Origin of the sequence: Azonexus sp. (assembly GCF_036170495.1) — a bacterium.
In the GTDB taxonomy this organism is placed as follows: Bacteria; Pseudomonadota; Gammaproteobacteria; order Burkholderiales; family Rhodocyclaceae; genus Azonexus.
Genome location: NZ_JAVHPH010000471.1, coordinates 18,908 through 30,132, shown reverse-complemented (window position 1 = coordinate 30,132; position 11,225 = coordinate 18,908). Strand labels below are relative to the sequence as shown.

9 protein-coding genes are annotated in these 11,225 nt (G+C 62.4%); 3 read left to right on the top strand and 6 right to left on the bottom strand.

Annotated elements, in window-relative coordinates; all coding sequences use genetic code 11:
• The 6 genes from ADADOO_RS17045 to ADADOO_RS17020 all read right to left on the bottom strand — a co-directional run.
• A partial coding sequence (locus tag ADADOO_RS17045) for an SDR family NAD(P)-dependent oxidoreductase (RefSeq protein WP_511278709.1) occupies positions 1 to 494 on the bottom strand: 494 nt, incomplete at its 3' end.
• Positions 495 to 1,133, bottom strand: a complete 639-nt coding sequence (locus tag ADADOO_RS17040; protein WP_511278708.1) for a thiol:disulfide interchange protein DsbA/DsbL — start codon at positions 1,131 to 1,133, stop codon at positions 495 to 497. It abuts the gene before it with no gap.
• A gap of 9 nt (positions 1,134 to 1,142) precedes the next feature.
• Positions 1,143 to 1,757 carry an SPOR domain-containing protein gene (locus ADADOO_RS17035; protein WP_511278707.1) on the bottom strand — a complete coding sequence of 205 codons (615 nt, stop codon included), beginning with the start codon at positions 1,755 to 1,757 and terminating at the stop codon, positions 1,143 to 1,145.
• Between the two features lie 9 nt (positions 1,758 to 1,766).
• A complete protein-coding gene (gene argS / locus ADADOO_RS17030; RefSeq protein WP_511278706.1) occupies positions 1,767 to 3,542 on the bottom strand; it encodes an arginine--tRNA ligase in 1,776 nt (591 codons plus the stop codon).
• Between the two features lie 48 nt (positions 3,543 to 3,590).
• A complete protein-coding gene (locus ADADOO_RS17025; protein ID WP_511278705.1) occupies positions 3,591 to 4,100 on the bottom strand; it encodes a DNA-deoxyinosine glycosylase in 510 nt (169 codons plus the stop codon).
• A 14-nt stretch (positions 4,101 to 4,114) separates the two neighbouring features.
• Positions 4,115 to 5,635 (bottom strand): GGDEF domain-containing protein, encoded by a 1,521-nt coding sequence (locus tag ADADOO_RS17020; RefSeq protein WP_511278704.1) that lies wholly within the window; start codon positions 5,633 to 5,635, stop codon positions 4,115 to 4,117.
• Positions 5,636 to 5,841: 206 nt separating this feature from the next.
• Here ADADOO_RS17020 and ubiB point away from each other — a divergent pair, with 206 nt between their 5' ends.
• The 3 genes from ubiB to ADADOO_RS17005 are packed head-to-tail and all read left to right on the top strand — an operon-like array spanning position 5,842 to position 11,174.
• Positions 5,842 to 7,362, top strand: a complete 1,521-nt coding sequence (gene ubiB, locus ADADOO_RS17015; protein ID WP_511278703.1) for a ubiquinone biosynthesis regulatory protein kinase UbiB — start codon at positions 5,842 to 5,844, stop codon at positions 7,360 to 7,362.
• A 6-nt stretch (positions 7,363 to 7,368) separates the two neighbouring features.
• Positions 7,369 to 10,647 (top strand): DEAD/DEAH box helicase, encoded by a 3,279-nt coding sequence (locus ADADOO_RS17010; protein ID WP_511278702.1) that lies wholly within the window; start codon positions 7,369 to 7,371, stop codon positions 10,645 to 10,647.
• Between the two features lie 5 nt (positions 10,648 to 10,652).
• Positions 10,653 to 11,174: a DUF302 domain-containing protein gene (locus tag ADADOO_RS17005; protein ID WP_511278701.1), complete on the top strand. Its 522-nt coding sequence runs from the start codon at positions 10,653 to 10,655 to the stop codon at positions 11,172 to 11,174.
• Positions 11,175 to 11,225: the final 51 nt, after the last annotated feature.

The window sequence follows — 11,225 nt, the reverse complement described above, 5'->3', positions numbered from 1 at the left end:
TCCAGATAGGCAATGGCCGCCGCCTTCGAGGCCGAATAGGCCTCGGCGCCGGGCAAACCACGAATGCCGGCAACTGAGGCGATGCCGACCAGGCGCTGCATTTTTCTACCGTCGCCAGCCGCCTTCATCGCCGGAATGAATGGCGCGAAGGTCGCCGCCATGCCGAAAACGTTGGTATCCATGAGCCGACGAAAGACCTCGAGGTCTTCCTCAAACTCGCTCAGCGTGCCGGCCGAAACGCCGGCATTGGCGATGATGATGTCCGGGGCGCCAAAACGGGCAATGAAATTGGTAGCGGCGGCATGGAGGGCCGGGGCATCGCGGACATCCAGCGCGTAACAGGCGTGCTGTCCGCCCAGACGCTGGTTCAGCGCCTGAAGAAACTCATTTCGCCGCGCCGCCAGGCCCAGGGTCGCGCCCTGAGCGGCGTAGTAAACGGCAAGCGCCTCGCCGATTCCCGACGAGGCGCCCGTGATAAAGACCTTCAGGGACAATTACTTCTTGCCAGACTTCTCGCTGCGCGCCTTGGCAATCAGCTTGTCGGCAACGGCCAGCTTCTCGTTGAAGCCCATGTCGCCGATCAGGAACTTGCCTTCGACGGCCAACGCCGGTACGCCACTGATCCGGTAGGCCTGCGCCATCTGGTCGGCGCGCTTGACCTTGCTCATGACGCCGAAGGAATTGAAGGTTTCACCGAATTTTTTCGCATCGACGCCCTTCTTGACGACCCATTCGGTGAGCGTTCTTTCGTCGAACAGATTGACCCGCTCGCCATGAATGGCCCGGAATACGTCGCCTTCAAGACGAGGCAGGTCACCGGTGATTTCCAGCGTGTAGTAGAGCTTGGCGATATTGGCCCAGGCCGCGCGCCCGAAGGTGATCGGCACCTTTTTGACGACCACGTCGGCCGGCTGTTTGGCCGCCCAAGCGGTCAGCACCGGATGGAAATCGGCGCAGTGCGGGCAACCGTAGCTGAAAAACTCAAGCACCTCGATTTTTGCCGCGTCCTCAGTCGGCTGGGCCGGGCTGATCGGCGTGTAGGCGGCGCCCTGAGCAAAAGACGGCAGTGCTACGGTCAACCCGAAAAACAGGGCAAAAACAGAACCGACAAAACGGCGACGGGCATCCTTCATTCGCTACTCCTATTTGGCTAGTTGGGCTTCGATGCCGGATTTGGCAAGCTCGGCACGGACTTTGTTCAATTCGTCGATCTTCGTGTAGGGGCCAACACGAACCCGATAGAAGGTCTTGTCCTGAATCATCACCTGCTGGACAACGGCCTCTATACCCATAAACGCCAGCTTGGCCTTTTGGTTGTCAGCATCCTGTGCCGTGCTGAACGAACCGGCCTGGAGGAAGAGCGGTGTCTTCGATTCCTTGGGCTCGTCCTTCTTGGCCTCGTCTTTCTTCGGCGCTTCCTTCCTGGCGTCCGGCTTGGGCGCCTTGTCGGGCACGGCATCAGCCTTGCCGGGCAGAATATCGTAGAACTGGAAGCGTTTTTCGGGGATCGGGTCACCCGGCTTGCCGGGCAGGGCCAGCGGCTGGCTCGGCTGACCATTCTTGCCATTGGCCGCGTCAGCCCGGGCCGGCGGCTGCACCCTTTCGACAAAAGGCAGCGGCGACTTGTTGAGATACCAGACGACGCCCGCCGCCACACCGATACCGATGACCAGGCCGATGAACATGCCAACCAGCGTGCCGCCGGCGGATTTCTTTTTCGCCGGCGAGGTCTTGCGGGGCTTCATATCGCGACTCATGGGACTTCCTTACATGGATTCCGGACAGCTAACGCCGAGCATGGTCAGACCGTTGCGTATCGTCTGGCGGACGGCGATGGCCAGCGCAACCCGGGCATCGCGCAGGGCGGCATCGTCGACCAGCATGCGCTCGGCGTTGTACCAGCCATGGAATTCGCCGGCCAGATCTTTCAGATAGAAGGCGATCAGGTGCGGCGCCAGTTCGCGGGCGGCGTTTTCGATGAGGTCGCGGAACTCGGTCAGCTTGCTGGCGATGGCCAGTTCGCGCGGGTTGCTGAGCAGCGACAGGTCGGCATCGGCCAGCGTCGCCAAGTCAGCACCATTCGCAGCAGCCCACTGATTGACCACCGAACAGATGCGGGCGTGGGCGTACTGGATGTAATAAACCGGATTCTCGTTGGTCTGGCTCTTGGCCAGATCGAGGTCGAAATCGAGGTGCTGGTCGGATTTGCGCAGGGCGTAGAAGAAACGGCAGGCATCATTGCCGACTTCACCACGCAGTTCGCGCAGGGTGACAAACTCGCCGGAACGCGTCGACATCGATGCCTTCTGACCATTGCGGTAAAGCACGGCGAACTGGACGAGCGCCACCTGCAACTTGCCGGCATCCAGCCCCAGCGCCGTGATCGCACCGTTCACGCGGGAAATGTAGCCGTGGTGATCGGCACCCCAGATATTGATGACCTTGTCGAAACCACGCTCGAACTTGTTCAGGTGGTAGGCGATGTCCGAAGCGAAATAGGTGTAGAGGCCATTCTCGCGCTGAACAACGCGGTCCTTCTCGTCGCCAAAGGCGGTCGACTTGAACCAGCGGGCGCCATTCTGCACGTACAGATGGCCGTTCTTTTCGAGCCGATCGACGCAACGGGCGACCAGACCGGTATCGAACAGCGCCTGCTCGGAAAACCAGACGTCGAAATGGACGCCAAACTGCTCGAGATCGTCGCGGCAATCGGCCAACTGCTCGGACAAGGCATGTTGATGGACGTAAGTCCAGTCGGCGCCGAGCAAGGTCTTGGCGTTGGCGATCAGGGCATCAAGATGCTGGTCGCGCTGGCGCTTGGCCTCGTCGTCGGCCCGCTCGGCCTCCGGCAAGCCGGGCGTTCCGGCCAGCACGTCGGCCGCCGGGCGGACGAACTGGGTGCCATGTGCGGCGCTCATTTGCTTGGCCATATCGCGCACGTAGTCGCCCTGATAGGCATTGGGCAGGAAAGGGACGTCGACGCCGTTCTGCTCGAGGTAGCGCAGCCAGGTCGACAAGCCCAAGATGTCCATCTGCCGGCCGGCGTCATTGACGTAGTACTCGCGCGTCACATCCCAGCCGGCAAAAGTCAGCAGGTTGGACAAGGAAGCGCCATATGCCGCGCCGCGACCGTGGCCGACATGCAACGGCCCGGTCGGATTGGCCGAGACGAACTCGATCTGCACCTTCTGCCAGCCACCCAGCGTGGACCGCCCGAAATTCTCGCCTTCGGCCAGCACGGCCTTGACGACACGCGTCTTGGCGCCGGCATCAAGGGTGAAATTGATGAACCCGGCCCCGGCCACATCGGCCTTGGTGACCAGCGCGGAGACCGGCAATTCGTTGACCAGTTGCTGGGCGATTTCACGCGGATTCTTCTTCAGCGCCTTGGCCAACTGCATGGCCAGATTGGTCGCGAAGTCACCGTGCGTCGGATCGCGCGGGCGTTCCAGTTGAATGGGGGTATCGGTTGCGCTCGGCGCAACGCTGGCCAGCGCCTGTTGCAACAGGGCGGACAGCTGGGTTTTGACGTCTAGGGACATTGATTCGTGGGGCAAAAATGCAAAACGGCGATTATACGCTGCCGCTGCCTACTTATTGACCGGCACGACAATCGCCGACCAGGCCGCGAGCTTGTCGGCGTAGCTGCTTGTCGCATGGGCCGGACTGGTCGACGGCAGGCGGATCAATTTCGGCCTTTCGCCGGGCAGGCCGGGCAGCACATAGCGACGAAAAGTCGCTTCGGCCGCGGCACCATTGAAGAAAATGCGACCAATCCCACGGTGAACGGCAAAAAAGGCCGAAAAATCATTGACGCGAACCGAGGCCTTGACAATATTCGAGTCCAGACTACCCGGACGCTCGCCGGCTGCAATCACGTCCCACAGCGCGATGCCGGCCGCACGAAGTTTTTCGAGACGCTGCCCGTAAGGCAGTTCCGGCCCGGCACCGAGCAGATCGCCCATGATTCGCCAGAAAACATTTTGCCGGTTGGCGTAATACGCCTGCGCCGCCAGCGAAGCCTTGCCGGGCAGGCTGCCGAGGACGAGCAGGCGGGCCGACGGATCGGCCACGGGCGGAAAACCGTGACTCAGGGACACCGGCAAATCGGCCGTCAGCCGCCCATCACGCGATTCTTGCCGGCGCGCTTGGCCAGATACATGGCCTGATCGGCCCGCCGGATGGCATCGGTCCCCGACTCGTCGGCAGTCAGCTGAGCCACCCCGGCACTGAAGGTAATCAGAATCTTCTCGTTCCCCGCCATGTAGATCGCCTTGGTCAACTCCCGCTGCAGGCGGGCCATGGCCTCGATGCCCTGCTCAAGAGTCGTTTCCGGCATGAGCACAACAAACTCCTCGCCGCCATAGCGTGCCAGCGTATCGCTCGGCCGCATATTGCGCCGGGCCACATCGGCCAAATGGACCAGCGCGCGGTCGCCTGCCTCATGGCCAAGACGATCATTCAAGCGCTTGAAATTGTCGATATCGAGCAGGCTGACCGACAACGGCGTTTCCTTGCGCCGCACGCTTGAAACCTCACGCTCCAGGGCCTCGTCCAGCCCCTTGCGATTGAGCGCATCGGTCAGCGGATCATGGCGCGCCAGCGCGCTGGCACTATCCAGCTCCTGGTGCAGGTGAATGAGCTCCGCCTCGGTCACCACCACCTTGTCCTGCAAGTGCTTCAACTGCTCGCGCGAGCTTGCTGTTTCCGCAACCATCGCATGCGTTGCCGCGATGACGTCGTCGAGCAAGGGTTTGAGGTCTTCGATACGGGTGGTCTGTTCAATCTGGCGGGCGCTAGCTTCGATCCGCCCCTCAAAGTCAGTGCTCGACTTGTTCATCACGCTCAAACGCTCGATAAACTCGGCAAGCATCTGGCGCATTTCTGCCTGCGCCTCGACCGAACGCAATTTGGCGCGGCCCTGCTTCTCCATGACGTCGCGCAGGCGCCGTTCCATTTCATCAAGATGACGCAAGGTCAAGGGCGGCGCCACGCTGGCCAGCAGTCCATCGATCTGCCCCTTGAGCCAATTGTCGTCCGTGCTCAATTCGCCGATATTTTCAATAATCAGGTGCAGCAACTTGAGCAGGGAGCCCTTGATCTCGACCTGCTCCTCCGCCGCGAAAACGGCCTGGTGCGCCAGGCTGCCAAAGAGCGACTGCACCCGCACAATATCGACCGTCGGCTGCCGCAACAACAGGAGCAGCTCGCCGGCCACACTGAGCACGCGGGAGTCTTCCTCGCCGAGCGCCGGCAGGACGCCTTCGACGAAACGCGCCAGCTTGCCGGCCAGCTCACCCGGCAAGGCAGGCGGCTGGGCGAGCAGCGCACCTTCATGAATGCGGGATTCGCCAGCCTGGGTAAATGCAGCCAACGACGCTTTGACCCCCGACCAACTGCGTTTGGCAATGGCCGCCGAAAGCTTGTCCAACTGTTTTTCCTGCGCCGTGTTGCGGGCCGGCAACGCGCCCAGCAACTCCCGCAACTCGGCGTCCGGAAACGCCGCCGCATTTGGGAGATTGGCGATTTCGTTATAACAAGCCTGGTAATTGGCCGGCGTCGGCGCCAATTGACGGGTCGCCAGGCGCATAAGCGCCTCGCGGGCAATATCGGAGGGATGTTTCGGTTCGTTCATCGACGCTTCGGATAACTCGGGTGGCTGAGCATGACACCGGCAGGCTTGGCCGTTGAGTTTATCCTATAGCCCAGACCTCATTGCAAGATAGTTTGCCCCACCCGGCCAGACTCAAACACTCACAAATCACGGGGGCGCAACCGCCGTTGGCGTGTTAACATGCTCGTTTAGCGAATTGCCCGGCCCGACCGGCGTTTACTGTCCACATGCGTCTCCTTCGTTTGCTCAAGATCGCCTCCGTCGCCAGCCGTTTCGGCCTCGACGAGATGGTGCTCGAACACGAGCCGAGCGGTCGCCTGGTGCGCCTTGCCAACGCCCTGCAATTCTGGCGCGACCTGTCCGCGCCACGTGCCGTTCGCCTGCGCCTCGCCCTTGAATCGCTCGGGCCCATTTTCGTCAAGTTTGGCCAGGTGCTATCGACCCGGCGCGACTTGATGCCGATGGACATTGCCGACGAACTGGCCAAGCTGCAGGATCGCGTCCCGCCTTTCGCCTCCGATCTCGCCCTAGCCGAAATCGAAAAGGCCTACGGTCGACCGGCCAGCCAAGTTTTTGCCGAATTCGACCCGACGCCGATCGCCTCGGCATCGATCGCCCAGGTCCATTTCGCCAAGCTGCACGCCGAAGACGGCGGCCATGAAGTCGCCGTCAAGGTCTTGCGCCCCAACATGCTCTCGGTCATCGAGCACGATCTGGCGCTCATGGACAACCTGGGCATGCTGCTCGAAAAGCTATGGGCCGACGGCAAGCGACTCAAGCCGCGCGAAGTGGTCGCCGAATTCGCCAAATACCTGCGCGACGAGCTCGACCTCATGCGCGAAGCGGCCAATGCCTCACAGTTGCGGCGCAATTTCACCGACTCCAGGCTGCTCATCGTCCCCGAGATTTACTGGGATTTCTGCACGTCGACCGTGATGGTCATGGAACGCATGAAGGGCACGCCGATCTCGCAGACCGACAAGCTGCGCGCCGAAGGCATCAACCTCTCCAAGCTGTCGGCAGCCGGTGTCGAAATCTTCTTCACCCAGGTTTTCCGCGACGGGTTCTTCCATGCCGACATGCACCCCGGCAACATCTTCGTCGCCCCCGACGGCCGCTACATCGCGCTCGACTTCGGCATCGTCGGCACGCTGACCGATTCCGACAAGAACTACCTGGCGCAGAATTTCCTCGCCTTCTTCCGCCGCGACTACAAGCGCGTCGCCGAAGCCCACATCGAATCCGGCTGGGCGCCCAAAGACACCCGGGTTGACGAGTTCGAGGCCGCCATCCGCGCCGTCTGCGAACCGATCTTCGACCGGCCGCTCAAGGACATCTCGTTCGGCAAGGTGCTGCTCCGCCTGTTTCAGACCTCGCGCCGCTTCAACGTCGAGATTCAGCCGCAACTAGTCATGCTGCAAAAGACCTTGCTCAACATCGAAGGCCTCGGTCGCCAGCTCGACCCGGAACTCGACCTGTGGACCACCGCCAAGCCCTTCCTCGAACGCTGGATGAGCGAGCAAATCGGCTGGCGCGGATTGATCCGCAGCTTCAAACAGGAAGCCCCGTATTTGGCCCGCACCATCCCGCAATTGCCGCGCCTGGTCCATCAGGCCCTGGCCCGGCCGGCCAGGGCCGACCTGCAACCGCAAATCGATCGCCTGATCGCCGCCCAGCTTCAACAAAACCGCTGGCTGGCCATTATTGCCTTGCTTCTCGCGCTGCTCGTCGGCGCCCTGTTTGCCTGATCGCCGATGGCCATCGTCAACCTCACCACCTTCACTGAAGAGAACATCGCCGAGTGGTTCGCCACGCGCGACATCAACAAGGCCCGCCCCTACGTCGACCTGGTGCGCGAACTGAGCATCGAGGGCAATCAGATGCGCGCCCTGGTCCCTGGCTCGTCGAGCCAGCCCTACGTCGTGCAGGCCTATCTGAGCCAGGCCCAGAGCGGCGAGATGGCAGTGATCAGCCGCTGCACCTGCGCCGCCGGCAAGCATTGCAAGCACGTCGCCGCCATGCTGCTCAAGGCCATCGAAGAGCGCAACCCGAAGGAACCGGTCAGCGGCAGCGCCCTGTCCTGGCTCGAAGACCTGCGCCGTGTCTCGGTTGCCGTCGCCAAGAAGAAGGCCCGCCCGGCCAGCGCCCGCCAGCAGCTTTTCTACATCCTCAAATGGACGGCCGACAAGCACCAGTTCGGCATCGAGATCCGCAAGGGCAAGTACCCGGAAAATGCCGAAGAGTGGTGGAAGGTTGACCGCGCACTGGTCACCCCGCCGCAGTTCGTCAATGAGGAAGACCTCGGCATCCTGCGCCTGATCTGGGCTGACCGCGGCCATGAAACCGGCTTGCGCGCCTTCGGTCTGGGCCCCAAGCACGGCGCCGAAATCCTGCAACGCATGGCGGCCAGCCATCGCCTCTATCCGGAAGACGACCTCGGCCTACCGCTCAATGCCGGGCCGCCCCGGCCAGCCAGCGTCGGCTGGCAGGTGGACGGCATGGGTTTCCAGCGCCCGCATTTGAAGCCGGAGCCGTCGGCCGAGATGGTCGTCGCCGTCGATCCGCCGTGGTACATCGATCTGGCCGAAGGCGAAGCCGGGCCGCTGGAGGTCACCGGCAACCCGGACGTCATCAATCGCCTGTTCTCGCTGCCGCCACTCTCAGCCAACGAAGCGGCGCTGGTCGCCGAAGCGCTATCCGAACTGGCCCCCGACCTGCCGCTCCCCGGCTCCGCTGCCAGCGCCCGCCTGCGCCTGGTCGACGCCCCGCTGATTCCCATCCTCCAGCTTGAAACGCTGCATACGCACGGCCAACGGGCCTGGCGTAATTATCCGCAGAGCTTCGGCGGCGGCCCCTTCGATGTCGCCAAAGTCGTTTTCCGTTACGGCGATGCGGATGTGCGGCCGGAAGAAAAAAGCGAATTCATCACCCTGCCGGAAGGCGAAACCATCCGCCTGAAGCGCCGCCCCGAGGAGGAAGCCAAGTCGCTGCTGGCGCTTCAAGGCTGTGGCCTGCAGAAGATCCCCGGGCACACCCTGCACACCTTTGGCAGCCCGCCGGAAGGCATTTACGGGCTGGCCGAAGAGGCCAGTTGGGTGCCCTTCATGCAGGATGGCACTCAGCGCCTCAAGGAAGCCGGCTGGCAGGTCGAGTTCCCCGAGGATTTCCGTCACCACGTCATCGAGGTCGACGGCTGGGAGGCTGAGCTTTATGAGGCCGACAACGGCTGGTTCAATCTCGATATGGGGGTCATGGTTGAAGGCGAGCGCCTGCCGCTGGCTCCGCTGCTGGCCAATCTTTTCCGTAGCGACCCGCGCTGGCTGGAAGCAGCCGAACTCGAGCGGGTGCCCGACGACGAAGGCATCGATCTTTACACCGCGCGCGGCAAACGCCTGCGCGTCCCAGCCGGCCGCCTCAAGCCGCTGGCCGCGACGCTGATCGACCTCTTCGACGGCTTTACCGGCGGCAACACCTTGCGCCTGTCGCGTTTCGATGCGCCACGACTGGCCGAGCTCTCCGACCTCAGCCGCTGGCAGTTCCGCGGCCAGAGCGACATCATGGCGCTGGCCGAGCGCCTGCTCAAGGCGCAGGGCATCGGCAACGTCGAGCCACCGAACGGCTTCATGCTCGAACTGCGTCCTTATCAGAAGGAAGGCCTGGCCTGGCTGCAGTTCCTGCGCGAGCACAATCTGTCAGGCATTCTGGCCGACGACATGGGCCTCGGCAAAACAGCGCAGACGCTGGCCCACCTGCTCATGGAAAAGGAGGCCGGCCGCCTCGACAAGCCGGCCCTGATCATCCTGCCGACCTCGCTGATCTTCAACTGGAAGAACGAGGCAGCGCGCTTCGCTCCGGCGCTCAAGGTGTTGTCGCTGCACGGCCCGGAACGCAAGGCCCATTTCCCGCAAATCATGCAGCACGATGTGGTGCTGACGACCTATCCGCTGCTTTGGCGCGACGCCGAAGAATTGATGCAGCACAGCTACCACCTGCTCATTCTCGACGAGGCGCAGACGGTCAAGAACGCCCAGAGCCAGAGCGCCGAGGCCGTGCGCAAGGTCGATGCCCGGCATCGCCTGTGCCTGACTGGTACGCCGCTGGAAAACCATCTCGGCGAATTGTGGAGCCAGTTCGATTTCCTGCTGCCCGGCTTTCTCGGCACCAGCAAGCAGTTCACGCGCCACTGGCGGACACCGATCGAGAAGCAGGGCGACCTCCGCCGCCGCAGCCTGCTCGCCCGCCGCATCCGGCCCTTCATCCTGCGCCGCAAGAAGGAAGACGTCGCCCAGGAGCTGCCGCCGAAAACCATCATCATCCGCAGCGTCGAGCTTGAAGGGTCGCAGCGCGACCTTTACGAAACGGTGCGCGCCGCGATGGATGCCAAGGTCCGCGACGAAATCGCCAGCCGCGGCTTCGCGCGCAGCCAGATCGTCATCCTCGACGCACTACTGAAGCTGCGCCAGGTCTGCTGCGACCCGCGCCTGGTCAAGGCCACCGCCGCCCGGAAGGTGCCGGAACGGGCCAAGCTCGACCTGCTCATGGCGATGCTGCCCGAACTGGTCGAGGAAGGCCGGCGCGTCCTCGTCTTCTCGCAATTCACCAGCATGCTGGCGTTGATTGAGCACGAACTCGACAAGGCCGGTATCGCCTACGTCACGCTGACCGGCGATACGGTCAATCGCGAAGTGCCGATCCACCGCTTCCAGAATGGCGAGGTGCCGATTTTCCTGATCAGCCTGAAGGCCGGCGGGGTTGGCCTCAACCTGACGGCCGCCGACACCGTGATCCACTACGACCCGTGGTGGAATCCGGCCGTCGAAAACCAGGCCACCGACCGCGCCCACCGCCTCGGCCAGGACAAGCCGGTGTTCGTCTACAAGCTGATCGTCAGCGGCAGTATCGAGGAAAAAATTCTCGCCCTGCAGGAACGCAAGGCCGAGTTGGCGGCGGGTATTCTGACGGACGACTATCGTGTCGACGTCAAATTCGGCACCGACGATCTCGCCGCGCTGTTCGAGCCCTTGCCGGAATAAGGTTTTTGGCCGTTTTTAGCGTCGACCGCAGGCCCCGCACATCGCCTAAAATGAGTGAATCATCAATCGCTAATATTGAGATCAGCATGCGCCACCTTGCCTTTTTCCTATACTTCGCGTTGGCCGCAGCGGTGGCCCAGGCCGATGAGTGGCTGGTCAAAAGACGGCTGGCCAGCAATTTTGCCGACACCCGCGACGCCATCGTCATGGCCATCGAAAACCGTGGGCTGGTGATCAACTACACTTCGCACATCGCGGACATGCTGAAGCGGACCGGCGCCGACATCGGCGCGACACACCCGATCTTCGAGAAGGCGGAAATCATCGAATTCTGTTCGGCGGGTCTATCGCGCAAAATGATGGAGCTGGACCCACACAACATCGCGTTCTGCCCATTCGCCATCTCGATCTACACGCTGCCCGGCGAGCAGAACACAAGCTGGGTAAGCTATCGACAGCCGAAAGGCCCGGCGGCCAAGCTGGTCGCCCCCTTGCTGCGGGAAATCGTCGCCGAAGCGGGACTTTAAGATTTCAAATTTGGCCGTTTTTTTCAGTTGACCGTAGCATTCCGGAAAAAC

What these genes read in the sequence shown, in the direction of transcription:
- argS (WP_511278706.1), bottom strand. Translation starts at nt 3,542, where the DNA reads ATGTCCCTAGACGTCAAAACCCAGCTGTCCGCCCTGTTGCAACAGGCG.
- ADADOO_RS17020 (WP_511278704.1), bottom strand. Translation starts at nt 5,635, where the DNA reads ATGAACGAACCGAAACATCCCTCCGATATTGCCCGCGAGGCGCTTATG.
- ADADOO_RS17035 (WP_511278707.1), bottom strand. Translation starts at nt 1,757, where the DNA reads ATGAGTCGCGATATGAAGCCCCGCAAGACCTCGCCGGCGAAAAAGAAA.
- ubiB (WP_511278703.1), top strand. Translation starts at nt 5,842, where the DNA reads ATGCGTCTCCTTCGTTTGCTCAAGATCGCCTCCGTCGCCAGCCGTTTC.
- ADADOO_RS17040 (WP_511278708.1), bottom strand. Translation starts at nt 1,133, where the DNA reads ATGAAGGATGCCCGTCGCCGTTTTGTCGGTTCTGTTTTTGCCCTGTTT.
- ADADOO_RS17010 (WP_511278702.1), top strand. Translation starts at nt 7,369, where the DNA reads ATGGCCATCGTCAACCTCACCACCTTCACTGAAGAGAACATCGCCGAG.